Source organism: Paenarthrobacter sp. TE4293 (genome assembly GCF_050435325.1).
GTDB classification, from domain to species: domain Bacteria; phylum Actinomycetota; class Actinomycetes; order Actinomycetales; family Micrococcaceae; genus Arthrobacter; species Arthrobacter nitroguajacolicus_C.
On record NZ_JBNJRY010000003.1, the window covers coordinates 540,027 to 564,418 of the forward strand.

General features: G+C 62.9%; 21 protein-coding genes and 1 tRNA gene. 9 read left to right on the top strand and 13 right to left on the bottom strand.

Annotated features, from left to right (window positions below):
• Nucleotides 1-7: 7 nt before the first annotated feature.
• The 3 genes from QF015_RS08770 to QF015_RS08780 all read right to left on the bottom strand — a co-directional run bounded on the left by QF015_RS08770 (nt 8) and on the right by QF015_RS08780 (nt 3,454).
• Nucleotides 8-1,207, bottom strand: coding sequence for a Gfo/Idh/MocA family protein (locus QF015_RS08770; protein ID WP_429388435.1), 1,200 nt, complete (start codon nt 1,205-1,207; stop codon nt 8-10).
• Between the two features lie 468 nt (nt 1,208-1,675).
• The gene (gene aroQ / locus QF015_RS08775) at nt 1,676-2,140 is read right to left on the bottom strand and encodes a type II 3-dehydroquinate dehydratase (RefSeq protein WP_429388438.1); all 465 of its coding nucleotides are present in this window, start codon (nt 2,138-2,140) and stop codon (nt 1,676-1,678) included.
• Nucleotides 2,141-2,269: 129 nt separating this feature from the next.
• Nucleotides 2,270-3,454 (bottom strand): MarP family serine protease, encoded by a 1,185-nt coding sequence (locus QF015_RS08780; protein ID WP_310206980.1) that lies wholly within the window; start codon nt 3,452-3,454, stop codon nt 2,270-2,272.
• Nucleotides 3,455-3,689: 235 nt separating this feature from the next.
• Between QF015_RS08780 and QF015_RS08785 the strand changes: the two genes are divergently transcribed.
• Entirely contained in the window at nt 3,690-4,367 is a 678-nt protein-coding gene (locus QF015_RS08785) for a Crp/Fnr family transcriptional regulator (protein ID WP_011775987.1), read from the top strand.
• 133 nt (nt 4,368-4,500) lie between these two features.
• Here QF015_RS08785 and QF015_RS08790 read toward each other — a convergent pair whose 3' ends face one another.
• From QF015_RS08790 to QF015_RS08800, 3 genes are read right to left on the bottom strand one after another with little or no spacing between them, the layout of a single operon-like run.
• Nucleotides 4,501-5,412, bottom strand: coding sequence for an NUDIX hydrolase (locus tag QF015_RS08790; protein WP_310206983.1), 912 nt, complete (start codon nt 5,410-5,412; stop codon nt 4,501-4,503).
• A 17-nt stretch (nt 5,413-5,429) separates the two neighbouring features.
• Nucleotides 5,430-5,966, bottom strand: a complete 537-nt coding sequence (locus QF015_RS08795; RefSeq protein WP_207594591.1) for a RidA family protein — start codon at nt 5,964-5,966, stop codon at nt 5,430-5,432.
• Between the two features lie 2 nt (nt 5,967-5,968).
• The gene (locus QF015_RS08800; protein ID WP_011775990.1) at nt 5,969-6,124 is read right to left on the bottom strand and encodes a DUF4177 domain-containing protein; all 156 of its coding nucleotides are present in this window, start codon (nt 6,122-6,124) and stop codon (nt 5,969-5,971) included.
• Between QF015_RS08800 and QF015_RS08805 the strand changes: the two genes are divergently transcribed.
• The 5 genes from QF015_RS08805 to QF015_RS08825 all read left to right on the top strand — a co-directional run bounded on the left by QF015_RS08805 (nt 6,123) and on the right by QF015_RS08825 (nt 13,367).
• Nucleotides 6,123-8,462, top strand: a complete 2,340-nt coding sequence (locus QF015_RS08805) for a transglycosylase domain-containing protein (protein ID WP_429388443.1) — start codon at nt 6,123-6,125, stop codon at nt 8,460-8,462. The genes QF015_RS08800 and QF015_RS08805 overlap by 2 nt on opposite strands.
• 2 nt (nt 8,463-8,464) lie before the next feature.
• Nucleotides 8,465-9,412 (top strand): metallophosphoesterase, encoded by a 948-nt coding sequence (locus tag QF015_RS08810; RefSeq protein WP_429388446.1) that lies wholly within the window; start codon nt 8,465-8,467, stop codon nt 9,410-9,412.
• A gap of 151 nt (nt 9,413-9,563) precedes the next feature.
• Nucleotides 9,564-11,363, top strand: coding sequence for an ABC transporter ATP-binding protein (locus tag QF015_RS08815; protein ID WP_429388448.1), 1,800 nt, complete (start codon nt 9,564-9,566; stop codon nt 11,361-11,363).
• Nucleotides 11,360-13,192: an ABC transporter ATP-binding protein gene (locus tag QF015_RS08820; RefSeq protein WP_429388450.1), complete on the top strand. Its 1,833-nt coding sequence runs from the start codon at nt 11,360-11,362 to the stop codon at nt 13,190-13,192. Before QF015_RS08815 ends, QF015_RS08820 begins: the two co-directional genes overlap by 4 nt.
• Before the next feature lie 98 nt (nt 13,193-13,290).
• Nucleotides 13,291-13,367, top strand: a tRNA-Pro gene (locus QF015_RS08825).
• Between the two features lie 158 nt (nt 13,368-13,525).
• On the opposite strand, the gene QF015_RS08830 is transcribed toward QF015_RS08825, so the two are convergent.
• Complete coding sequence (locus QF015_RS08830; RefSeq protein WP_310207000.1) at nt 13,526-13,741, bottom strand: hypothetical protein; 216 nt, start codon at nt 13,739-13,741, stop codon at nt 13,526-13,528.
• A 128-nt stretch (nt 13,742-13,869) separates the two neighbouring features.
• On the opposite strand from QF015_RS08830, the gene QF015_RS08835 reads away from it, so the two are divergent.
• A complete protein-coding gene (locus QF015_RS08835; RefSeq protein WP_310207003.1) occupies nt 13,870-15,135 on the top strand; it encodes a helix-turn-helix transcriptional regulator in 1,266 nt (421 codons plus the stop codon).
• A gap of 55 nt (nt 15,136-15,190) precedes the next feature.
• Here QF015_RS08835 and QF015_RS08840 read toward each other — a convergent pair whose 3' ends face one another.
• Both QF015_RS08840 and purD read right to left on the bottom strand, forming a co-directional pair.
• Complete coding sequence (locus QF015_RS08840) at nt 15,191-16,129, bottom strand: phosphoribosylaminoimidazolesuccinocarboxamide synthase (RefSeq protein ID WP_310207008.1); 939 nt, start codon at nt 16,127-16,129, stop codon at nt 15,191-15,193.
• 2 nt (nt 16,130-16,131) lie between these two features.
• Nucleotides 16,132-17,442, bottom strand: a complete 1,311-nt coding sequence (purD, locus tag QF015_RS08845; protein ID WP_310207099.1) for a phosphoribosylamine--glycine ligase — start codon at nt 17,440-17,442, stop codon at nt 16,132-16,134.
• A gap of 81 nt (nt 17,443-17,523) precedes the next feature.
• On the opposite strand from purD, the gene QF015_RS08850 reads away from it, so the two are divergent.
• Together QF015_RS08850 and QF015_RS08855 are read left to right on the top strand one after the other, a co-directional pair.
• A complete protein-coding gene (locus tag QF015_RS08850; RefSeq protein ID WP_310207012.1) occupies nt 17,524-18,540 on the top strand; it encodes an asparaginase in 1,017 nt (338 codons plus the stop codon).
• Between the two features lie 20 nt (nt 18,541-18,560).
• On the top strand, nt 18,561-18,965 hold the full coding sequence (locus QF015_RS08855) for a sterol carrier family protein (RefSeq protein WP_429388452.1): 405 nt from the start codon (nt 18,561-18,563) through the stop codon (nt 18,963-18,965).
• Nucleotides 18,966-19,034: 69 nt separating this feature from the next.
• Here the strand turns inward: QF015_RS08855 and QF015_RS08860 are convergent, their stop codons facing one another.
• The 4 genes from QF015_RS08860 to QF015_RS08875 form a co-directional block, all read right to left on the bottom strand.
• A complete protein-coding gene (locus QF015_RS08860; protein ID WP_310207018.1) occupies nt 19,035-20,522 on the bottom strand; it encodes a cation:dicarboxylate symporter family transporter in 1,488 nt (495 codons plus the stop codon).
• A gap of 287 nt (nt 20,523-20,809) precedes the next feature.
• Nucleotides 20,810-21,577 carry an SDR family oxidoreductase gene (locus QF015_RS08865; RefSeq protein WP_310207023.1) on the bottom strand — a complete coding sequence of 256 codons (768 nt, stop codon included), beginning with the start codon at nt 21,575-21,577 and terminating at the stop codon, nt 20,810-20,812.
• Nucleotides 21,578-21,601: 24 nt separating this feature from the next.
• Nucleotides 21,602-22,348, bottom strand: a complete 747-nt coding sequence (locus QF015_RS08870) for an aspartate/glutamate racemase family protein (RefSeq protein ID WP_429388455.1) — start codon at nt 22,346-22,348, stop codon at nt 21,602-21,604.
• A 102-nt stretch (nt 22,349-22,450) separates the two neighbouring features.
• Nucleotides 22,451-24,016 carry an NCS1 family nucleobase:cation symporter-1 gene (locus QF015_RS08875; protein ID WP_429388457.1) on the bottom strand — a complete coding sequence of 522 codons (1,566 nt, stop codon included), beginning with the start codon at nt 24,014-24,016 and terminating at the stop codon, nt 22,451-22,453.
• Between the last annotated feature and the right edge of the window lie 376 nt (nt 24,017-24,392).

Below are 24,392 nucleotides of genomic sequence, written 5' to 3' on the forward strand. Positions count from 1 at the left end.
ATGCTAACTACTGGTCGGGAGCATCACCGAAGTCGCGAATGGGAAGCCGTTCCCCACCACGAAGGGCAGACTCGTGGGCGATGATCCCGGGGAGGGTGAAACGGGCCGCCACCCAGGCATTGACGGGTGGAAGTGTCCGGTTGTTCACGGCCGTCACAAAGTCGTCCACCAGGAACTGGTGGCTTCCCTCATGCCCGTTGGGTGCGCCCAGGAACTCTTCAGGCAGGCGGGACTGATCGTGAACCGGTGCCAGGCCGGAGATGAAGGCGTCGCGCAGTTCCGGTGCAACGTCTGCCAAGGACGGATCATCGGCGGACATGGTCGGTTTGGTTTCCACCTGATGGGAGACGTCCTGCACTGAAGACTTGTCCTGCCACACGGTGGTAGTGGCGAGTTGTTCGAAGCTTGCGTCCGTACCGAAGAAGCGGAAGCGTGATTCCCTGATGTGCGAGGGGTAGCCGACGCGGCGCATTTCATTGGTGCGCATCGCACCGCCGTCGTTCATTTCGAACAATGCCGTGGCATTGGAGAAGTCATTGGCGAACATGCTGACGTCCTTATCGAAGACGCCATCGCCGCGCTGGTCCTTCACGCCGATGCAGCTGACGCTGACAGCGTGGCCGGGAACAGCGCCCAGGACCCCGCCGATGGCGTGCGTCGGGTAGAGCATGGGCGGATAGCTGGCGGTTTCCTTCCAGCGCTCTCCTCCGCTGTATTGGTAGGCCTCGTAGAAGCCGAGATCCATGTCGTGGACGTAGTCGCCTTCGGTGTAGAAGATGCGGCCGAACTTGCCGGCTTTATGCTGCTGGCGGGCGAACACCGTGGCGGGGTTGTAATAGCTGGTCTCCCCCATCGCATAGACAAGCTTGGTCTCACGCACGGCCTCGATGATCCGGGCGATTTCTTCCTCGGAAACGGCCATCGGAACCGCTGAATAGACGTGCTTTCCGGCGCGCAGCGCACGCTCAACCAGCGGGCCGTGGGTCCACCGCTGCGTGAAGATGGCGACAGCATCGACGTCGGACTCCAACAGCTCCTCGAAGCTGCCCATCACGCCGTCCAGTCCCCAACGTTCCTGGGCCGCAGTGGCGCGCTCCGGGAGCTCATCCACGGCGTAGACCGCGCTGACACCCGGGTGCAGCTTGAACAAGTGGGCGAACTGGCTGCCGAACTGTCCGACACCCACAACACCGATCGAAAACGTCATTGTTTGCCTTCCGTGGGGCTCCCAAAGCAGCCCGCCGCTCTGTCCTTATGGATTTCCTGAAGAGTCTCGCACTCGTATCTACTCGAGTCAACAGTTGAAACATATTCGAACACTTACGGCCAACACAGCAAGCAAGCTCTTGCGCATGCATCATCTACTCGTATAGACATCTGGCATGGAATGCGACGTCCGTTCCCTCACCGGAGGAGCGGGAAAAGCTCAAGCGCTTCATCGGCATGCACAAAGAACACCGCGGCTTAGCCCACAGCAGACGAATGGTGCGCGCAGACCTGCGGAGGAGTCGCTGGTGCTGCACGGGCTTTGTCACGGATACTGACGGGCACGACGCCGGGACACCAGTTGGCGCCACGGCGGCCCTTTTCGCTCTGGTTAAGACCCGAACGAAGTTCACTGGGCAGCCCGCAAACCATTCCTCACTCCGGCGGACTCCCCTCTCACACGGCGGGTTTAGACAGCCTCAGCCAAGTAATCAATGGCCAGCTTGTAGCCGAGCACACCGGCGCCCACGATGATCGCACTGCACACGCCCGACAGGTACGAGTGGTGACGGAACTCTTCGCGCTGGTGGACGTTGGTGATGTGGACCTCGACGGCGGGAAGCTGCACAGCGGCGAGGGCGTCACGAAGTGCCACGGACGTGTGCGTGTAGGCTCCCGCGTTGATGACAATTCCCACTGCCGTTCCCCGGGCTGCATGGATGGCGTCGAGGAGATCGCCCTCATGGTTCGACTGAACGCAGTCAACAGTGAAGCCGTGGGCTGCCGCCGCCGACATGGCGAGTTGCTCGACGTCGGCCAGTGTTGACGTTCCGTACTTTTCCGGCTCACGGGTGCCCAGGAGGTTGAGGTTGGGTCCATTGATCACAAGGATGGTGCCGCGACCGGCTTCGGTGGCGGGAGTAGCTTCAGTCATGGCTCCCAATCTATAGCGACGCACGAACGCACGGGAATCGTGCCCAAGAGGTGAGAGAGTATCGGCCCAAAACACTCACGATGTGAGAGAGGATCGGGAAAAACGCGTCGTTTGGTGAGAGAGGATCCACTACTTACGTGTGCACTGTCCTGGCGAGACCGGGCTGCTGAGTCCTGGAGCTTGCGCAGCGACAGGTTCCAGGTCTTCCATGGTGAGGGCGAAGCCAAGGGCGGCATCAGTGGTGGTCTTGGCGAAAATCAACCCGGCCACCTCGCCTTGCATGGTCAGCAGCGGACCGCCTGAGTTGCCCGGCTGGACGTCGCCGGCCAGCTTGTAGACGAGCTCAGGCGATGGATTGTCTCCATAAATGTCGGGGACCAGGATGGTTGAGATCCCCTGCACGGTAGCCGGCTTCGATTGGAACGGACCGCCATGCGGGTACCCTGCGAAGGCCGCCGGGCTGCCCTGGGGCAAGTCGGCACTCATTGGCAGCGGACTGGACTGCAGTCCGTCCACCGCGAGGACTGCGATGTCACGCTGGGGGTCGAAGTAGACCACGCGGCCCGGCAGCGCACCGCCGTCGGGAACTTCAACAACAGGCTGCGACACGCCCGCCACAACGTGCGCGTTGGTCACGACTCGCCCGGGCGAGACGACGAATCCGGAACCGGTCTGGTTCTGGCCACATTCGAAGGCAGTGCCTGCGATTTTGAGGACCGACTCGGCGGCCTGGTTCAGCGCGGGGGTGTCCGTTGATGCGTTGGGAACGGGCACCGGAGTTACAGGGCCGATGCCCTCAATGAGCTTGGGAATGCCGTCGCCGATCACCGTGGACCGCAACTGGGCCATAGTGCTCTTGACCGGCGTCGGAGTCATCGTGTCGATGTAGCGGATAACGCGGGACCCGGCCAACTGCTGCGAAACGAAAGGCACACCCAGCGAACTGATGCTGAACGCCAGCATGGACATCACCAGCGCAGCAACCACCACGCTCACCACGCCACCGATCAACCGGTCTACGGCGTGCAGGGGCTTGATCCGCACGGCGTGACGGATTCTCCGCCCGATCATGGTTCCCAGCCCATGTCCCAAAGCGATAAGTACGACGGCGGCACCCACCGTGGCGGTCAGCCTCCAGCCGCTGTCGGTCACCCAACCGCTCACGAGCGGTACGGCCACGAACGCCGCAATGGCACCGACTACAAATCCCGCAATTCCACCCAGCGTGACCATGAAGCCGTTGCGAAGGCCATAGATCAGGTAGGACAGCAGCATCAGGATCAATGCCAAATCCAATATCGTCAAGCCAAACACCAATGCTCCTCATAGCCGGGTAGCGCCAATTGTAGTTGTGGACCCTGACAACCAACCGTTAGTCACATCACCCGGGCAACCCATAGAAACACGGTTCAGGGCCGCCTTTTGGGGCGTTCGGGGCCTGAAATCCGCGTAGTTTCAGCGTTTCACGTGCCAAGTACGTCACAGAAGCCTAAAAATTCTGAAACAATGGCCTGAGCGCCACGACCGAAACTTATATTCAGGAGATTTCATGGACATCGAGGTATTGCGCCGCGCACCCCTCTTCGCCACCCTTGACGACGACGCATTCCGCTTGCTGACGGACGAACTCACAGAGGTGGACCTTTCACGTGGAGCTTCAGTGTTCCGCGAAGGTGACCAGGGTGACCAGCTCTACTTCATCGTTTCCGGCAAGGTGAAGCTTGGCCGCACCTCCCCCGATGGTCGCGAGTCCCTGCTGGCAATCCTCGGCCCGGGTGAGCTCTTCGGCGAAATGGCATTGTTCGACCCCAGTCCGCGAACCGCGACGGCCACTGCCGTTTCGGAAACCCGCCTGGCCGGCCTCAAGAACGAGAGCCTCAACGCACTGCTCCGCACGCGCCCCGAGGTTTCCGCGCAGCTGCTGCAGGCCCTGGCCCGCCGCCTCCGCCGCACCAACGACTCCCTGTCGGACCTCGTCTTCTCGGACGTTCCCGGCCGCGTAGCCAAGGCCCTTTTGGACCTGGCTGACCGCTTCGGCCGCCCGGCCACCGACGGCGTCCTGGTTGCCCACGAGCTCACGCAGGAAGAACTGGCCCAGCTGGTGGGCGCTTCCCGCGAAACCGTCAACAAGGCGCTGGCCGAGTTCGTCCAGCGCGGTTGGCTCCGCCTGGAAGCCCGCGCCGTGGTGATCCTGGACATGCAGCGACTCCGCCAGCGCAGCCGCTAAGAAGCTACGAAAAGCCGCCCCGGTTCTGACCGGGGCGGCTTTTTTGTTTGCGGTGAGATGGGATCCGCCCCAACCCCGCGAAAGGTGAGAGAGGATCCGCCCCAACCCCGCGAAAGGTGAGAGGGCGTCGGGGTCAGCGTTCGCGCTGGGGCTCTCCGGCGATGGTCCGTGCGGCTTCAACCTCGAGCATCAGGATTCCGCCCTCGTCGACGAGCTTCGCCTGATACACGTGCGCCTTGCGCTTGTAGCTCAGGTAAGCGATGCATCCATTGGCAGCGGCCATTTTCTCGAGCATGATTTCGGAGCCTGGAACCAGGAGCTGGCCGAGTGTGAGGCCAACGGTGTTCGGCTGGCCTACTTCGTCACCGAGCGCCGGAGTTTCCCGGAGGGCGATCGCCTCGGCCGCGGTAACCCAGCGACCCCAAACTCCCTTGCTTTCCAGGATGCTGGGCTGCTGGTTCACGGGGACCGTAGCCGCGAAGTAACGCGTGTTGAAGCGGGTGTGGGCGAAGTCCGGACTGAGCCAGTTCACCAAGGGCTTGAGCAAGTCCGTCCGGAGGGAGAGCCCGCGCTTGGAGAGCATCTCCGTGAAGGACTTTTCCTGGGCCGCCACGGCTTCACGGGCCCGCATCCAATCGACAGTTGAGTTGGCCTCAACTGTGGAGGAAGCGTCCGGTCCGGCGAGCAGGACCCCGGTTTCTTCGAAAAGTTCGCGGATGGCACCCACCACGTGACGGCGGGCGAGTCCGACGTCGTCCGTTCCCATATGCTCAGCCCAGTACTGGGGCGAGGGGCCCAACCAACCAACGGGGTCGTCGTCGGACGGGTCCAAGGATCCACCCGGGAACGCGACAACGCCCAACGGCGAGGAACCGGGCCTGTAGCCAAGCCAGGTTTCCAAACCGGTGGGCGAGTCGCGCAAGAGCACAACGGACGATGCGTAGCGGGCGGCCCTGGGGGTCCGCTCGCCAAGCTCAAGCCAGTTTCGTGCTGCCCCTTCGAGTTCGGGAGGCAGTACAAACAGGCGGCGGGCAAGCTGCGGCAATTGGGTGAACCGGTTCCTTAGCTGAATTCAGCAATGAGCTCGACTTCAACAGGAGAGTCGAGCGGAAGGACAGAAACGCCGACGGCGGAGCGTGCGTGCTTGCCCGCGTCGCCAAGGACCTGGCCGAGGAGTTCGGACGCGCCGTTGATGACGCCGGGCTGGCCGGTGAACGTCGGTTCGGAAGAGACGAAGCCGACGACCTTCACGATGCGGGTGATGCGGTCGAGGTCGCCGATGACGCTCTTGACCGCTGCCAGGGCGTTGATGGCGCAGACGGCGGCGTAGCGCTTGGCGTCTTCGGGATCAACGGTGGGTTCGTCCGACGTGCCCAACTCGCCGAGGGAGACCTTGCCCGTAGCTTCGAGTTTGCCGTTAATAAAGGGCAGCTGTCCGGACGTGTAAACGTAGTTGCCGGAGACGATGGCCGGGACGTAGTCCGCGACCGGCGCTGCGACCTCGGGGAGGGTCAAACCGAGCTCGGCCAGGCGCTGCTCGACAGCCGACGTGGGTGCGCCGGATTCCGCGGGAGACGTGGTTTCTGCGGGGGTGGTCATGGTTACTGCTTCTCCCTCTTCAGGTATGCAACAAGGCCTTTGCCATCGGGGCCACCGACGACCTGGACAAGCTCCCAGCCGTCTTCGCCCCACTGGTCCAGGATCTGCTTCGTGGCGTGAATAATGAGCGGAATCGTGGCGTACTCCCATTTGGTCATGACAGAAAGCCTAGCCCTTGCCGGTAAAGTGGAAAACATGGTGACTCGCAAGAACCCACTATTCGACACTGCCACCACCCTCGGAAAGATTCTAGGCTTCCTTGGTGTGAGCGCGATTTGTGGCGTCCTCGTGGCGGGCCTTTTGGTCCCCGCGGCCGCCGTTTCGGGCAGTGCCGCCAGTGGTTCAATCCAGTTCTTTGACACTCTGCCGGCGGAACTCCAGGTGGATCCGCCCAGCCAGAACACCACGATCCTGGCGAAGGACGGTACGCCGATCGCCTCGATCTATGCGGAGAACCGGACCAAGGTTCCGCTGGACTCGATGAGCCCGTTCATCAAGGACGCTGTCATCGCGATCGAGGACAGCCGTTTCTATGAGCACGGCGGCATCGACACCACCGGCATCATGCGAGCCATCGTCAGCACCGCCCGCGGCAACAAGCAGGGTGCGTCCACCATCACGCAGCAGTACGTGAACAACGTCATCAACGAGTCTCTGGTGGCGTCCGACCGTGAAGAAGACGTCAAGCTCAACGGCGGCGACAAGGGCGTGGGCGACAAGCTCCGTGAAATGAAGCTCGCCATTGCCCTGGAGAAGAAGTTCTCCAAGGAACAGATCCTTGAGGGCTACCTCAACATCGTGTTCTTCAACCGTGACGCCTACGGAATCGAAGCTGCCTCCAAGTTCTTCTTCAGCACCACCGCCAAGGACCTGACACTTCCGCAGGCTGCCCTCCTGGCCGGCCTCGTGAACAGCCCCTCGGCCTTCGACCCCATCGCGAACCCGGACAACGCGAAAAAGCGCCGCGACCTTGTACTGGCAGCCATGGTGAACCAGCACAAGATCACGCAGGCCGAGTACGACGAGGCCGTGGCAACACCGGTCACCACCAAGGTCACTCCGGCCCGCCAGGGTTGCGCCTATGCCACCATGGCTCCGTACTTCTGTGACTACGTCCTGCACCTTCTGTTCAACAACCCGGCCTACGGCGACACCACGGACGAGCGCATCAAGCGCGTCCAGCGTGGCGGCCTCACTATCCAGACCACCCTCGATCCGACGGCCCAGACCGTTGCCCAGCAGCAGGTTGATGCCACGGCGGGCGCCAACCCGGATAAGTGGGGCGCGTCCATCACGTCCGTCCAGCCGGGCACGGGCCAGATCGTGAGCATGGCCCAGAACACCGTGTGGCTCCCTCAAGAGGGCAAGTTCGATCAGACCCAGAACTTCAACGTTGACGTCCTGGATGCCGACGGCAATGACCTCAACGGCATTGGTGGCTTCCAGCCGGGTTCAACCATGAAACCCTTTACGTTCGCCCAGTGGCTGAACGAGGGCAAGTCGATGAATACGACGATTAACGCGAGCGTGCGCCGCTACCCACAGAACTTCCCGTGGAGGAACACGTGTCCCGAACCTACGGTTGGCTGGTACGACGCCACCAACGGCACCTTCGACCTGCAGAACTCTGACGAGGGTTATTACCGGAACATGACCGTCTTGTACGGCCTCATGAACTCCATCAACACCGCGACGTTTGCCTCGGCTTCCCAAGTGGATCTCTGCGGCATTCAGGGAATCGTTGACGCTACGGGCATCCACGGCGGACTTCCCTCCCGCGACGACACGGGTAAGATCACTGACCCCAACCCCAAGGTCACCATGACCACGTTGGCCAATCTCATCGGCTCGACGCAGACTGCACCACTGACGATGGCTGCCGCTTTCGCCACCTTCGCCGCCGATGGGAAGTACTGCGAACCGATCGCCATCACCTCAGTGAAGGACCAGTCGGGCGCTGAACTGCCTGCCCAGTCTTCCAACTGCAAGGACGCTGTGAAACCGGAAGTTGCCCGTGGCGTCGCCTACGCCATGCAGGAAGTGCTGAACGCAGGCTCGGGTTCGCTGATCCGCCCGGCGCTTTCCACGAGGAACAACTTCCCGGTGGCTGCCAAGACCGGTACCAACGACACCAACGGTTCCACCTGGGTTGTCGGTTACACCACCGGTCTGGCTACGGCTTCCTGGTTCGGTGACCCGTTGGGCGATCAGAAGCGTCCCGGCCGCAACCTGACCATCAACGGCAAGTTCTACCCGTCCATTGACGGTTACATGATCGCCGGTCCGCAGTTCACCAACTACATGTTGTCGGTGGCCCCTGCTTATGGCACCAACCCGTTCCAGCAGCCGCCGTCCAACTTGCTCGGTACCGCGGCCCCGCAGCGGAACAACGCGCCGGCGCCTTCCAATCCGAACCCCGCTCCGCCGTCCAACAACGGAAACAGCGGCAACGGGAACAATGGCAATAACGGCAACGGCAACAACGATAAGGACTAAGCGTGTCCTTCCGTGATTCACTGGCAAACCGCGTCCGCACCGTCGGGCGCGGTTTCGCCGTCACTACAGCCATCGGCGCAACAGCAGGCGCGGCCGCAGCCGCCTACGGTTGGTGGGAGAAGGACCAGTTCGAGGTCCGCCAGGAAACCCTACCGGTCCTCCCCGTGGGTTCAGCGCCTTTCCGGGTCCTGCACCTGAGTGACATCCACTTTGTCCCGGGCCAGGACAAGAAAGCCCTGTGGCTCGAGTCCCTGGCTGAACTGAAGCCCGACCTCGTGGTCAATACGGGCGACAACCTGAGCCACGCGAAGGCCATCGATCCCCTGATCCAGGCCCTTAGTCCGCTGTTGGAGTTCCCCGGCGTTTTCGTTCCGGGCTCCAACGACTACTACGCCCCGCGGATCAAGAATCCGGCCGGCTACTTTCGCGGACCGTCGAGGCACAAAAAAGACCCCATTAAGCTCGATTGGCCAAAGCTTCGCTCTGCGTTCGGAATGGGTGGTTGGATCGACCTGACCAACCGTGCCCAGTCGGTGGTCCTGAATGGACTCCGCTTCGATTTCTCCGGAGTCGACGACCCGCACCTCAAAAGGGAACGCTACGCCGGCTGGCCCCGCGGCACCGTAAACCAGGATGCGCGGCCGCACCTGAAGGTCGGCGTCATCCACGCTCCGTACCAGCGCGTGCTTGACCACTTCACCGAGGCCGGAGCAGACCTGATCCTCGCCGGCCACACGCACGGCGGCCAGATCTGCATCCCCGGATACGGCGCCCTCGTCTCCAATTGCGATCTCCCGACCTGGCGCGCCAAGGGCCTGCACGATTGGGAAAGCAAGGAATTCACGACGCCGGTGAACGTCTCGGGCGGCATCGGCACCTCGCGCTTCGCACCGGTCCGCATCGCCTGCCGCCCGGAAGCTGTACTGCTCACCCTCACGGCACGCAGCTGAACGTCGGGAATCATTACGATCCCGAATAACTGGGTCAAACATTTCACCGACGTTGCGTAGTCCTGTGAAACGAATCACGCCATGACATAGGGTAGTTGCTACGGGAAACTACCTCCGCACCATCTGAAGATCCAGCTGTTGAGAAGCGGGCATGTCCAAGCAAACGTCATTTTTCACCTCCGTCGGCCGCCTGTACCCTCATGTGCGGCCCATCCTCCCCCGCCTGTTCATGGGCCTGATTTGTGCCCTGCTGGCAAGCATCGTGGCGCTGACGATTCCGCAGGTACTGCGGGTTCTCGTCAACAACTCCCTGCAGCCCGGTGGTTCCACGGACGCAGTCTGGATTGCCGCCGTCGTGATTCTTGCGCTGGGTATTGCTGAAGCCGGACTGGTGGCGTTGCGCCGTCAGTTTGTCATCAACCCCGCCACCACCGTTGAGACGCGGATGCGCGTGACCCTGTACGGCCACCTCCAAGAGCTCACCGTCGCCTTCCACGACCGTTGGGGTTCGGGCCAACTGCTTTCCCGAGCCATGACGGACCTGAGTTTCCTGCGTCGCTGGATGGCGTTCGGCGCCATCATGCTGGTGGTCACGACGCTGACGGTGATCATCGGCGTCGGCGTGATGTTCTCCATGAGCTGGCAGTTGGCGCTGATCTTCCTGGGCGCGGCCGTCCCGATCATGATCAACTCTTTCCGCTTCCGCCGCCGTTTCAGCCTGGTCACCCGCCTCAGCCAGGACCAGGCCGGCGACCTCGCCACCACCGTGGAGGAATCCGTCCACGGCATTCGCGTGCTGAAGGCTTTCGGCCGGAGCCGCGAAGCACTGGAGAATTTCAACGGCCAGGCCGAGGAACTCCGTCAGACCGAGATCGCGAAAGCCAAGCAGCAGGCCGGCTTCACACTGGTGGTCACGCTGCTGCCGGAACTTGCGTTGGGCGTCGGGCTGGTGGTGGGCATCATGCTCGCGGCCAGTGGCCAGCTGAGCATTGGCTCATTGGTCGCCTTCTTTGCCACAGCCGCGGTAGTGGCCACTCCCGTGGAATTCTCGGGCATGCTGCTGGCCATGGCTCTGACCGCCAAGACCGCACTGGACCGCCACTTCGAAGTCATGGACACCGAGAACACCATCACCTCGCCGGATCACGCGACGGTACCGGAGACAGTGAAGGGCGCCTTGCGCTTTGAGCACGCTGGTTTCGGGTTCGACGACGGCGGCTCGCTGCTGCACGACCTCACCCTGGATATCCGCCCCGGCGAGACCATGGCCCTGGTGGGCATCACCGGCAGCGGCAAGAGCGCCATGCTCCAACTGGTCCCCCGCCTGTACGACGTGACTTCGGGCGCTGTGACGATCGACGGCGTCGACGTGCGCGACTATGACGTCGACGAGCTTCGCCGGATCGTGGCCGTCGCCTTCGAGGACACCACCTTGTTCTCGAGTTCCGTGCGCGACAACGTCCTCCTGGGAGCTCCCGATCCCAGCGACGCCGCCTTAGATGAAGCCCTGGACGTAGCGCAGGCCCAGTTTGCATATTCACTGCCGGATGGCGTGGACACGTTGATCGGTGAAGAGGGGTTGAGCTTGTCCGGCGGCCAGCGCCAGCGCATTGCCCTGGCCCGGGCCATCGCGGCCAAGCCGAAGGTCCTGGTCCTTGACGATCCCCTATCCGCCCTGGACGTGAACACCGAAGAGCGTGTGGAAGCCCGCTTGCGGGAAGTCCTGCACGACACCACCACGTTGATCGTCGCGCACCGCCCTTCCACCGTGGCCTTGGCGGACCGGGTGGCGTTGCTCGAAAACGGAACCATCACCGCCGTCGGGACCCATACGGACCTGTTGGCCGGGAACGATCATTACCGCTACGTCATTGCCAGCCTGGATGCCGGCCCGAAGGACCTGGACACCGAATTGGACGAGCTCGAAGAAGCTGAGGAGGCCCGCCGGTGAGTGCCACAACCTTTGGAACCGCCAACGAGGACAACACGCTCCTCACCAAAGCAGACAGCAAAGCCGTACGACGCCGGTCGCTCACCTTGCTTGCCTCCCTCATCCGCCCGGTGCGGCTGCGTTTCTGGTTGACGATCGTGATGGTGGTGGTCTCGCAGCTCACCCGCGTTGCCGGGCCGGCGCTGATCGCCTTCGGCATCGACAATGCCTTGCCTGCCCTGCAGGCGGGTGACAACGGGCCGTTGGTACTGGCGGGTGCCCTGTACCTGGCGGCTGCGATCGCTACCGCCGGAATGACGGCACTGTATGTGACCTCAACTGCCCGGCTGAGCCAGGCCATGCTCCTGGACCTCCGGCTGCGCGTCTTCCGGCATACCCAGCGGCTGAGCCTTGAGTTCCACGAGAAGTACACCTCGGGTCGCATCATTGCCCGGCAGACCTCTGACTTGGAAGCGCTTCGCGAACTCCTCGATTCCGGTGTCAGCTCCCTGGCGTCCGGACTGCTGTTCATGGTGTTCACCGCTTTTACGATCTTTGCGCTCGACTGGCGCAGTGGACTGATCGTCCTCGCGGCCGGTGTGCCCATGTTCTTCCTGGCCCGCTGGTACCAGAAGCACTCGCAGATCGCGTTCCGGGAATCCCGGGTGGTTTCTGCCAGGCTGATCGTCCATTTTGTGGAGACCATGACCGGCATCCGCGCTGTGAAGGCCTTCCGCAAGGAGCCTGAAAACGCTGAGCGGTACGGCGAGTTGGCTGAGGATTACCGCAAGAACACCGTCCGCTCCATCAACCTGAACGGCATCTTCCAGCCGGGCCTGGTGCTGATCGGCAATGTTTGCGTGGCCGTGGTCCTGCTGTTCGGTGGATTCCGGGTGCTCAGCGGTGACCTCGCGGTCGGTGTGCTGTTGGCACTTATCCTGTCCACCAAGCGTTTCTTCCAGCCCGTGGACCAGATGGCCATGTTCTACAACTCCTTCCAGAGCGCACAGGCCGCACTGGAAAAGGTGTCCGGGCTCCTCGAAGAAGTTCCCACGGTCCGCCCGCCCAAGAACCCGGTGCCGTTGAAGAGTTCCCGGGGGGAGATCGATTTCAAGGGCGTGGAGTTCGGCTACAGTGACGGCAAGGTTGTCGTGCCCACCTTGGACCTTCACATCCCGGCCGGGCAGACCATCGCCTTGGTAGGCCAAACGGGCGCCGGCAAATCCACGCTGGCCAAACTCGTGGCACGCTTCTACGACGTGACGTCCGGGGCGATCACTTTGGACGGCGTCGATCTCAGGGACCTGTCCACCACGGACCTTCGGCGCGCCGTGGTGATGGTGACACAGGAAGCCTTCCTGTTCAGCGGATCCGTGGCAGACAACATTGCCTTGGGCCGTCCCGAAGCCTCCCGCTCCGAGATCGAGGCCGCCGCTGCAGCAGTGGGAGCCCACGAGTTCATCATGAGCCTCCCTGAGGGCTACGACACAGACGTCAACAAGCGCGGTGGCCGTGTGTCCTCGGGCCAGCGCCAGCTCATCGGTTTCGCCCGTGCCTTCCTGGCAGCACCGGCCGTGCTGATCCTCGACGAGGCGACGTCCTCCCTGGACATCCCCTCGGAGCGCATGGTCCAGCAGGGGCTGGCAAACCTGCTGGAGGGCGTGGCGGGTGGCAACTCTGCCCGCACGGCGATCATCATCGCCCACCGTCTCTCCACTGTGGAGACGGCAGACAGGGTCCTGGTGGTCCACGACGGTCGCATTGTGGAAGACGGAACACCCGCAGAGTTGATCAGCGGAGGCGGCCGCTTTGCCCAACTCCACGGAGCGTGGCGGGACTCCCTGGTGTAGCTTTCGTGCCACAGCGGCCGTGACGAGGGACACCTGGTTCCCGATTTCGCATCACGGGACGTTTCGGCTATTCTTGAACAGTTGCTTTCGCAGCGGATCGGGATGTAGCGCAGCTTGGTAGCGCGCTTCGTTCGGGACGAAGAGGTCGCAGGTTCAAATCCTGTCATCCCGACCAAACAAAGAGGGTCTTCCATTCGGAAGGCCCTTTTTTGTGTTCCCCGACTTCAGCGTGGGCTCGGCTGCGGGGCGCGAACCCTCGCCGGCCTAATGGGCAAAAGAAAACCCCGGAGCATCGCTCGTCACGCTCCGGGGTTTTCTTTTACTACACTTGATTTACATTGGGTCGGGCCAGTTACCGATGGACGACGTCGTGAAGGTCGTGTCTGCCGATTTGGTAGGCGCAGCGATGCGCATAGGATCAGGCCAGTTACCAATAGCGCTTATGGTGCTGGAGTCTGCTGCCGGAGCAGCAGAGACAACCCCGGGAGCCGCAACCGCGAACGTCAGTGCGCCCGCCACGGCCACTGAAGCAATGATTTTCTTGAACATGATGTTGTACCCCAATGCGAGTCGGATTCGTTACGGAAATTGCACGGTCCCTGTTGACATACATTGTAAAATGTTTTCCACAGAGACTGTCAAGGTTTTGGTCAAAAAGACACCTGTAGGAGGAACCCGTGGGAAACGGATTCGGCGAGAAGCTACGTGCCGAACGGCTCGAACGTGGGTTGACGCAGGCTGAGCTCGGCAAAAACCTGTATTCGCCCAGCTACATTTCGCTGCTCGAGACGGGCCGCCGTGAACCAACGGCTGAGGTCATCGAAGAACTGGCACGCCGGCTGGAACTGGCGCCCAAGGCACTTGAAGCGTGGAGCCAGCCCGTTTCCGTGAGCGACGCCGAGTACGTCCTGGCCGGACTGTACGCCCGGCAAGCCTGGGACCTGCGCGACTACCAACTCGCCGCCAGCCACGCCGCCACCGCCGCGCAGATTGCCCTCGAGGCCAAGAACAACAGCGCCTGGTGGAACATGACGTACATGCAGGCCGAGTGCGTGATGAAGCAAGGCCAGTTGAAGGAATGCCAGCAAATCGTTGAGCACCTCCTCGAACACCCCATGGCCACCGAATCCGCCGGGCTGGGTGTGCGCGCCTGGCAGATGCTTGCCGCAGTGTGTCACGGGCAAGGCCAACTGGCCACCGCCGTCGAGCATGCAAAACAGGCAGTGAAACTGTCCGAACAGCTGCCCAAAGGATCCACGCTCATCATCGGAGCCCACCGCGCGCTGATCGGTGCGCTTGCGGAGAGCGGCAAATTGGATGAAGCATGGACGTACTGCCTGGCCATGATCGAGCACATGGACGAGCACTCCATGTCGCAACTTGCGGGCGAGGTGGCCTGGGTGGTGGGCAACGTCGCCTTCATGCGCCACGACTACGTGGAGGGCATCAAGCACCACGAGCGCGCCGCCAAGCTCCTCTCCCCCGCCAACGACATCGAACTGTGGGCCCGGTTCAACAAGGCCTCCGCAGCGGTCCGGCTTTCCTCGGGCATCGTGGAACCGGAAACCCTCTCCGCCATTGAACGGGCGGAACTCGCGTTGTCGATTGTGGGCGGAAACAAAACCGACCAGTTGGAAGTGGCTTTCATCCGCGCCCGCTGGCTGTACCTGACCGGCGACATTCCGGCCGCCGTCGAAAAGCTCCGCGAAATCCATGCAGACCGCAAGGTCCTGGCCCGGCACACGGCCGGCGAAGTTTCGCTGCTGCTGGGCAAGTCGCTCAAAGCAGCCGGCGAAGCAGCTGAGGCACTTCAATTCCTCGAAGAGGCCCAGCACGATTTCAGCGCTGCGGGAGCCTCTGACAGGGTCCAGCAGGCCATGGACGCCGTCCTCGAGATCCGCCTCGCCGAGCGCCGTGCCGCCAAGGAACACTCGGGAGCATAACCAGCCCAACGCAAAACTGCCCCGGGCCAGACGGTCCGGGGCAGTTTTTTGAGTCTTAGGCGAAGGTACGCCCGGTGAGCTTCTCGTAAGCCTCGACGTAGCGGGCACGGGTGCGCTCCACGACCTCGGCCGGCAGCGCCGGCGGAGGAGTGTTGGAGGACTTGTCCCAGCCCGACTCGGCCGAGGTCAGCCAGTCGCGGACATATTGCTTGTCATACGACGGCTGCGACTTCCCCGGCGCGTACGTCGACGCGTCCCAGAACCGCGAAGAATCCGGTGTGAGGACCTCGTCACCCAGGGTGATCACGCCAGTGGCGGCATCGATGCCGAACTCCACCTTGGTGTCTGCCAGGATGATGCCACGTTCGCGGGCGATCTCCTCGGCGCGGGTGTAGATCTTCAACGTCAGCTCACTGAGGCGTGCAGCGATGTCGTCGCCCACCATGGCCACGACGTCGTCGTAGGTGATGTTGACGTCGTGCTCGCCCACCTCGGCCTTGGCCGACGGAGTGAACAGCGCCTTGTCCAGGCGGGAGCCGTCCACCAACCCCTCGGGCAGCGGGATGTCGCAGACCGTTCCGGATTCCTTGTACTCCACCAGTCCGGAGCCGGTGAGGTAGCCTCGGGCGATGCACTCCACCGGGAACATCTCCAGTTTCTTGCAGATCATCGCCCGGCCCTCGACGGCAGCGGGAACGCCACCCTCCACGGTGGACGCCAGGACGTGGTGCTCAACGTCCAGCTGATCGAACCACCACAAGCTCAGCTGTGTCAGGACCCGGCCCTTGTCAGGGATTTCGCTGCTCAGAACGTGGTCGTAGGCGCTGATGCGGTCGCTGGCCACAACCAGGACGCATTCCTGGCCGATCTTTTCCGTGATGGCTTCATCGGCCGGGATGTAAAGGTCGCGGACCTTGCCGGAGTAGACGTGCGTCCAGCCCGGAAGCTCCAGGGTCTCCGTTTCGAACCCGCCGGTGGGGAGTCCTTCAGTCATGCTTAGGCCTGCACTTTCGGGATCGTTCCGGTGGCCGTGTACGGTACCCGGATTTCGCCGCGAGCGGCCTTGCCTCCGATGTCCGTGCGGAACTGTGAGCCTTCAAGCTGAACCAGCTCCACGCCGTCGTACGCTTTTTCGCGCGCTTCCACCAGATCGGAACCGAGAGCGACAACAGCAAGGACGCGGCCGCCTGCGGAGACCACCTTGCCTTCGTCATCCAGCTTGGTGCCGGCGTGGACGACGTGCACGCCGTCCAGCTCATCAACCTTCTTCAGCCCGCGGATGCGGTCACCCGTCCGGGGTGCGTCCGGGTAGTTTTCGGCAGCAACGACGACGGCGACTGCTGTGTCCTTGGACCAGCGCAGCTCCTCGGCGGTGTCCAGTTCGCCCTTGGCTGCTGCCAGCAGCAGCGCGCCGAGCGGAGTCTTGAGACGGGCCAGGACGGCCTGCGTCTCGGGATCGCCGAAGCGGACGTTGAACTCGATGACACGGGTGCCACGCGAGGTCAGGGCCAATCCGCAGTAGAGGACGCCGATGAAGGGGGTGCCGCGGCGGGCCATCTCGTCCACGGTGGGCTGGGCCACGCGGTCGATGACTTCCTGAACCAAGCCTTCGGGAGCCCACTCCAGCGGGGTGTAAGCACCCATGCCGCCGGTGTTGGGGCCTTCGTCGTTGTCGAAGATGCGCTTGAAGTCCTGCGCCGGGGACAGCGGGACGGTGGTGCGGCCGTCGCAGAGGACGAACAGGGAAACCTCGGGTCCGTCCAGGAATTCCTCGATGACGACGGATCCACCGGCATCGAAGCAGGCCTGGGCATGCGCGAGGGCTTCAGCGCGGTCCTTGGTGACCACCACGCCCTTGCCGGCAGCCAAGCCGTCGTCCTTGACGACGTGCGGGGCACCGAAAGTATCCAGTGCGTCGGCAGCTTCCTCGGCGTTGGTGGCAACGCGGGCCATGGCTGTCGGAACATTGGCTTCAGCCATGATCTGTTTGGCGAATGCCTTGGAAGCCTCGAGCTGGGCTGCTTCCTTACTGGGACCGAACACCGGAATGCCGGCTTCACGGACGGCGTCGGACACACCTGCAGCCAGCGGCGCCTCGGGTCCTACGACCACCAGGTCCACGCCCAGCTTGGTGGCGAGGGCAGACACGGCTTCCGGGTTGTTCCCGTCAATCGCGTGGGTGGGAACGAGTTTGCTGATGCCCGCGTTGCCCGGGGCCGCGTGGACCTCGGAAACGTTGGGATCTTCAAGCAGAGAGCGGACAATGGCGTGTTCGCGGCCGCCTGGGCCAATGACGAGTACCTTCACAGTCTTCAAGGGTACTTTGTGAAGGGCGCGCGGCCTAAGCTGTGTCACTCCCCGGACCCTGCCGCGCCCTAGACTTGCTTCATGCCCATGAGTTCGCATGAAACGTTCAACGTTGAGTCTGCGGTGGAACTGGCAGTGATCGAACGAAGTGGCTTTATTGAGTCCCGGCACATCGGCGCGGCCGTTGTTCTTGCCGGCGACGGTTCGGTGGTCACCCGGCTCGGTGACATCGATGCCCCCGTCCTCGCCCGCTCCACCCTTAAGCCGTTCCAGGCCCTGGCTTCGATGCAATCCGGTGTGCCGCTGCGCGGAGCACAGGTTGCTGTCGCCTGTGGCAGCCACACGGGGTCCCTGGATCACATGGACGTTGTGGAGGGGATGCTCAAAGCGGCGGGCGTGAAGGAAGAAGACCTCCAGTGCCCTACGGCCTGGCCGCAGGACGAGACAGCCCGCAACTGGCTTGTCCGCTCCGAACGCGGGCAGTCCAAACTGGCCTTCAACTGCTCCGGCAAGCACGCCGCCTTCTTGTGGGCCTGTACCGAGAACGGCTGGGACCTCCGCAGCTACCTCGAGCCGAACCACCCACTCCAGCAGCGGGTACGCTCCGTGATCGAGGAATACAGCGGCGAAACCATCTCCCACCTCGGGATCGACGGCTGTGGGGCGCCCGTTGCGGCCATCTCGCTGACCGGGCTGGCACGCGCGTACTCCCGTTTGGCCAAGTCGCCCGGTGATTCGTCTTCCAACGCCCGGGCCGCGACCATCGCCACCTCCATGCTGGACTACCCCTGGGCTGTCCAAGGCAAAGGCGAGTCCAACACGATCGTCATGGAAGAACTTGAGGTCCTGGCCAAGATCGGGGCCGAGGGTGTCCTGGTGCTCGCTACGCCCACCGGCGCGACGGTGGCCGTCAAGATGCTGGACGGGAACCTTCGCGCCACGTCCCTGGTGGGGCTCACCCTGCTGGCTGTGAGCGGCGCCGTGGACATCCCTGCCGTGTCCAACGTCCTGGAACGAGTGGTTGAGCCCATCCTCGGAGGCGGACGCACTGTGGGCAAAATCCGGCTGGGCCACGCAGTCTCAGCCCTGCTCGACTAGTACTTCTGAGGAGATCACCCATGGCCGTTGCACGACGCCGCGTCAATATCGAGGAAGGCCGCGCCGCGCTGGCAGCCTGGCAGGCCGCCGTCGAGCCTTCCGGTACCGCCGGTTCGCCGGGCGCCGCCGCTGGTACGCCGCCGTCGCGCTCTTTGATTGCGACGGCGGTCCGCTACTCCCTGGAGGAAGTCACCGCCCGCGCACCCGGCAACTCCGTGGAGGTCCGGGTGCCGCCGTTCGGCGTCACGCAGTGCGTCGAAGGTCCCCGGCACACGCGCGGAACTCCGCCGAACGTAATCGAGTGCGACGCCGAAACGTGGCTTTCGTTGGTGACCGGACGGATTTCCTGGGGCGAGGCCGTCGCCGCCGGCCGGGTGGCGGCGTCCGGTTTGCGGGCCAACCTCTCCGAGCTGCTTCCCCTGTAAGGGGTTCTTGTACAACTGATGCCCCCAAGACGACGTCTTAGGGGCATCAGCTGTACTCAAAATATCCGGTCAGTCCGGGCAGATCGGTGTTGCTGCCTGGCCCGGCTTGCTCATCTCGAATTGCGGGATGTCATCGGATGCGGGTCCGCCGCGGAACTTCGGTGAGGGGTTCTGGCCGCTGCTGATGCGCTCCAGTTCCTGCTGGGCGTAGACGTCCTCCTTGCCGAGCATGATGGCCGTGTCCTCGTTGGTGATTTCACCATTGAAGGCGCGGACCATGACGCTCCGGTCGAACTGGCCCTCCCACTTGGCGACGACGAACGTTGCCACGCAGTTGCCCAGCAGGTTCACGACGACGCGCATGGAGTCCATGAGGCGGTCGGCTCCGAGGAGGAGTGCGACGCCGGCCACCGGGAAGATCCCGAGCGCCGCCGCCGTTGCGGAGAGCGCCAGGAAGGATGAACCTGGGACGCCTGCCATGCCTTTGGAGGTCAGGAGCAGCACGCCGAGGGCCGCCAGTTGCTGGCCGAGATCCAGGTTGTGGCCAAAGGCCTGAGCCAGGAACAGCAGTGAGATCGACAGGTAGATGGCAGCGCCGTCCAGGTTGAAGGAGTATCCGGTGGGAACCACCAGGCCCGTGGTTGCACGGGAGCAGCCGGCGTTGGTCAGCTTGGTCATGATCCGAGGCATCACTGCTTCGGTGGAGGCTGTACCGAGTGCCAGCAGGAACTCTTCCCGGGTGTACTTCAGGAACTGCCACAGCGGAACCCGGGCAAAGCCCCAGGCCACCAGGAACAGCAGGCCGATGAAGACGATGGCCGCCCCGTAGCAGGACGCGATCAACAAGGCGTAGGTCCCGAGCGTACCCACCCCGTACTGGCCGATGATGAACGCCATGGCGCCGAACGCACCTATGGGAGCCAGCTTCATGATCCAGGACATGATCTTGAAGATCAGCTCAAGGATGGTCTCCATGAGGCTGATGACCGGAAGGCAACGATCGCGGCCGATAACGACGATTGCGGCGCCGAAGAAGACAGAGAAGAACAACACCTGGAGAAGGCTGTTGCTGGCGAAGGCGCCCACCACGCTGGCGGGGATGATGTCCAGGATGAAGGCGGCCGCGTCCTTGGGGACAGCGTGGCCGGTCTTGGCGTCGAGCGCCTCCTGCGAAAGCGACGCGGGATCAATGTTCAGTCCGGCACCGGGCTGGACGATGTTGCCCACGATGAGTCCGAAGACCAGGGCAAAGAGTGTGGCGCCGGTGAAGTACAGGAGTGCTTTGACCCCGACCCTTCCGACCGCCTTGACGTCGCCCACTGCCGAGATGCCTGTGACGATCACGAGGAAAATCAGCGGGGCAATGATCATTTTGATGAGTTGAATGAATCCATCACCCAGTGGCCGGAGGGCGGACCCAATGGTCGGCCAGAAATGACCGATGAGCACACCTGCGACGACGGCGATCAGGATTTGAAAAAAGAGCGACTGGTACAGCCGCTTTTTCTTCTGCGGGGCCGAACTCGCCTTCAGCGCCGCGGAGTCTGGGATCTTCATTGATCTGAACCAATCAGTTTGGGAACAGCCCCACATTTGGGGGGATTTTTCAAATGTAATCCTGCTCACATCATTCCGCAAGGGGGAAATGAGTTTCCATATTGTGGAAGTCATATTTGGTGTGGACCCAGGATCGGCGGGCCGCTACCACCCCTTTTGAACGCCGGAATGCCCGCGGCACAGCCCAAATCAGGCGTGTCGCGGGCATTGAGAAATGAAAGTGGGTGGTGGCCGTACGCGATCCCCTGGAGCGGTAGGGAGAGGCGGGGCGAGGTGGGGTGGGCGGGTCAGCCGCGGCCTACGAACGGCATACCGGCAGCCGTCACCACCAGGGAGCCGACGTTGGCCGATGCCGGCATGGTCGCCATCATCACCACCGCCCGGGCGGCATCGTCCACAGGGAACATCGGCTCCACCTTGCGGCTGCCGTCGGCCTGCAGGGCACCGGAACCCACCCCGATCGTGTCCATGATTTCCGTGCGGGTATTACCGATATCGATCTGCCCGCACGTGATCCCGAACTCCCGGCCGTCGAGCTCTATGCTCTTGGTCAACCCCGTCATCGCATGCTTGGTCACCGTATACGCCACAGATCTGGGCCTGGGCGAATGTGCCGAAATGGAGCCGTTGTTAATGATGCGCCCGCCCTGCGGCTCTTGGGCCTTCATGGTTCGCACCGCCTCGGCAGCACACAGCATGGACCCGGTGACGTTAACCCGCAGCGTCGCTTCCCACTCGTCCACACTGATCTCGCCCACGTCACCGGCAGGACCAAAGATGCCCGCGTTATTAAACAGCACGTCCACCCGACCCCAGCGTTGGCGCACCTCCGCGAAAAGGCGCGCGACGTCGTCGGGCGCTGTCACGTCGCACGGAACCGCAAGCGCGTCCGGATGATCGCCGGCGGTCTCCAGCAATTGCGCCTCACGGCGCCCGGCCAGCGCCACACGGTAGCCTTCGGCGAGCATCAGCCGGGCCACGGCCCGTCCAATACCCGACCCTGCCCCGGTCACGACGGCGACCCTGGGGTGTGCGGGCAGGCTGGAGTCAGTCATGTGGTTGCCTTTCGGGTGGTGCGTTCAGCGCGCTGCGTCAGCGGGCTGGGCTGCGGTTATCGGCCAGCCTATGACAGTCTTGGGCCGCGGCGTGGCATAGGTCCTGACCTTGGACGTGGACAAGCCCAGCCGGACCAGGGACTCGGCAATCGTGACAGCCGCGGCCACCCCGTCCACCACAGGGACGCCGGTGCGCTGGCGGATCTGCTCATCCAGCCCCGCCATCCCGCCGCAGCCAAGGACGATGACTTCGGCTTTGTCGCTGTTCACGGCTTCTTCGGCTTGGCCCACGATCGCTTCAACGGCACGCTCAGGGAATTCCTCGAGCTCAAGGACGGCCATGCCGCTGGCCCGGACAGAGGCGCAGCGGGCGTCCAGGCCGGCCAGCTTGAGTCGGTCCTCGATGAGGGGCACCGCGCGGTCAAGCGTGGTGACCACCGAATACTTGTGGCCCAGGAACATGGCGGTGCTGGCGGCGGCCTCGGTGATATCCACGACCGGGACGTCCAGGAGTTCCTGAAGTCCCTCGCGGCCGTGCTCGCCGTAGCCGGCCTGGATGACGGCGTCGAACGGCTCGGGGTAGTTGACCACGGCATCCATGACGGCGATCGCAGCGAGGTAGCTCTCGAAGTTCCCCTCGCAGGAGTCGGCGCCGAAGCGGGGCGTAATGCCAATGATCTCCGTGCCGGGGGCCGCCGCTGCGCGGGCCTGCGCGGCGATGGAGTCCGTCATGGATTGGGTGGTGTTCACGTTTGCGACAAGGATGCGCATGGGGTTCCTCTCAACGGCAATGCCCGTCCCCTGCCGAATACCCCGCATCACATGGTGGGGTCTGTAGGGCTGGAGGACGGGCGACGCCTGGATCTTGGTGTGTCAGTGGGTGCTGGCGACGGCGATCGGCTCGCCGGAAACGTCCTCGTGGGGCTGCTTCTTATCAGCCACCGCAAAGAACGTGAGCGCAGCAACGCCTGCTCCGATAAACCAGGCGAACGGTGCTGCGGCCGCCAAGGCCGGAATAAAGGCGATGGCGATGGCGATCGCTGCCGCCGGGATCATTGCGATGATCGCCCGTGGGTTTACGCCCCGCTTGTAGAAGTACGCACCCTGGGGATCTTCGGTGTAGAGCTCCGGCACGTTGACCTTGCCCCGACGGACCAGCCAGTAGTCCGCCATGATGACGCCGAACAGCGGCCCAAGCAACGCGCCGAGCCCGCCCAGGAAGTACACGATCACGATCGGGTTGTTGTAGAGGTTCCACGGCAGGATCACCAAGCCAATGGTGCCGCTGACCCAGGCTGCCTTGCGGAAGTTCAGGTGTCGCGGGAAGAGGTTGGTCAGTGCATAGACCGGAGCGACGAAGTTGGCCATCAGGTTCACGGCCACTGTCAGGATCAGCAGGGCAAGGCACGCCAGAACCAGCAGCAGGGTGTTCGGGATGCTCTGCACGATGTCCGAGGGACTCTCGATGACAGTGCCGTTGATCTTGTACTGGCCGCCGGCCATGACGACGACGATGGCGCCAAAGACCAGCATGTTGATGGGGATGCCCCAGAAATTGCCCTTGACGATCGAGTTCTTGGACGTGGAGGACCGCGTGAAGTCACAGAAGTTCAGCACGAAGGTTCCGTAGATGGACACCCACAGGGCGCCACCGGCAAAGATGGTGAGCCACATTTCCCCACCCTCGAGGCCCTTGATGCCGGACCACTGGATGGCGCCGCCGGCCTCAATGAACACCCATACCGCGATGGCGGCCATGGTCACCAGAATCACGGGGCCTGCGAAAGCCTCGTACTTGCGGATCATCTCCATGCCGAAGCTGACGATGACCAACTGCACGATCCAGAGGGCCACGAAGGAGAACCAGCCCAGGGTGGAAAGTCCAAGGATGGAGTTGCTGTCGAGGTCCTTCAGGCCGGGTGCCATGGCGACCAGCATGACGCGGAGGACCACTGAGGCCAGGTAGGTCTGGATGCCGAACCAGGCCACGGCAACGGCACCGCGGACGAGGCTGGCGATCTGCGCGCCCCGGATACCAAAGCTGATGCGGCTCATGACGGGGAACGGAACCCCCGTCTTCTGACCCATGAACCCAGAGAAGTTCAGGAGTCCGAAGAGCAGGATGGCGCCGATTCCGAGGGCCACCAGAATCTGCCAACCACCGAGGCCGAGGGAAAACAGGCCGATGGCAAAGGCGTAGTTACCCAGGCTGTGGACGTCGTTGGCCCAGAGGGTAAAGATGCTGTAGCTGGTCCACTTCCGGCCCTTGGCCTTGGTGGGAGCGAGGTCGATGTTGTAAAGACTGGGGCTGATGGTACGGCCTGATGCTTCGGAAGCAATAGCGCAAAGGTCCGTGTTGCCTACGACCGGGTGGTTGGGGCCACCTGCTGTTGCGTCTCCCGGAGTCTCAGTGACGCCGACTGATGAAGTCGTCTGCATCGTGGATCTCCACTTCGTACTGATTCCACATTGCGGAATCAAGTTATTGAATAGTGAAAGAACTCTATGACTCACGTCACGTAACGTCAAGGGTTCACGGTGTATGCAGGGTCACATTCGGTTGCTTGGCCGCACGTTTCCCAGTTGACTGTTTCGGTTACGCATTCCGTGTTGACGCTGCCCATCAGCAGACGTAATCTCGAATTGCAGAATTTTATTCTCACAATACGAAATTCCTTGAGCGCCCCCACAGAGCAAGCGCCCAGACATTCAATGAAGAGAGGTTGGACGTGGCTGCAGGAGAAGAGACCTCACACATCCTCAGCGGGTTGACTGCCCAGCTGCCTGATCGTGATCCGGAAGAGACCGCGGAGTG

Excerpts from the sequence above, each read along its gene's own strand:
- QF015_RS08770 (WP_429388435.1), bottom strand. The coding sequence starts at position 1,207 with ATGACGTTTTCGATCGGTGTTGTGGGTGTCGGACAGTTCGGCAGCCAG.
- aroQ (WP_429388438.1), bottom strand. The coding sequence starts at position 2,140 with ATGACTGAAGCTACTCCCGCCACCGAAGCCGGTCGCGGCACCATCCTT.
- QF015_RS08785 (WP_011775987.1), top strand. The coding sequence starts at position 3,690 with ATGGACATCGAGGTATTGCGCCGCGCACCCCTCTTCGCCACCCTTGAC.
- QF015_RS08795 (WP_207594591.1), bottom strand. The coding sequence starts at position 5,966 with ATGACCACCCCCGCAGAAACCACGTCTCCCGCGGAATCCGGCGCACCC.
- QF015_RS08805 (WP_429388443.1), top strand. The coding sequence starts at position 6,123 with ATGACAGAAAGCCTAGCCCTTGCCGGTAAAGTGGAAAACATGGTGACT.
- QF015_RS08800 (WP_011775990.1), bottom strand. The coding sequence starts at position 6,124 with ATGACCAAATGGGAGTACGCCACGATTCCGCTCATTATTCACGCCACG.
- QF015_RS08815 (WP_429388448.1), top strand. The coding sequence starts at position 9,564 with ATGTCCAAGCAAACGTCATTTTTCACCTCCGTCGGCCGCCTGTACCCT.
- QF015_RS08830 (WP_310207000.1), bottom strand. The coding sequence starts at position 13,741 with ATGTTCAAGAAAATCATTGCTTCAGTGGCCGTGGCGGGCGCACTGACG.
- QF015_RS08840 (WP_310207008.1), bottom strand. The coding sequence starts at position 16,129 with ATGACTGAAGGACTCCCCACCGGCGGGTTCGAAACGGAGACCCTGGAG.
- QF015_RS08850 (WP_310207012.1), top strand. The coding sequence starts at position 17,524 with ATGCCCATGAGTTCGCATGAAACGTTCAACGTTGAGTCTGCGGTGGAA.
- QF015_RS08855 (WP_429388452.1), top strand. The coding sequence starts at position 18,561 with ATGGCCGTTGCACGACGCCGCGTCAATATCGAGGAAGGCCGCGCCGCG.
- QF015_RS08860 (WP_310207018.1), bottom strand. The coding sequence starts at position 20,522 with ATGAAGATCCCAGACTCCGCGGCGCTGAAGGCGAGTTCGGCCCCGCAG.
- QF015_RS08865 (WP_310207023.1), bottom strand. The coding sequence starts at position 21,577 with ATGACTGACTCCAGCCTGCCCGCACACCCCAGGGTCGCCGTCGTGACC.
- QF015_RS08870 (WP_429388455.1), bottom strand. The coding sequence starts at position 22,348 with ATGCGCATCCTTGTCGCAAACGTGAACACCACCCAATCCATGACGGAC.
- QF015_RS08875 (WP_429388457.1), bottom strand. The coding sequence starts at position 24,016 with ATGCAGACGACTTCATCAGTCGGCGTCACTGAGACTCCGGGAGACGCA.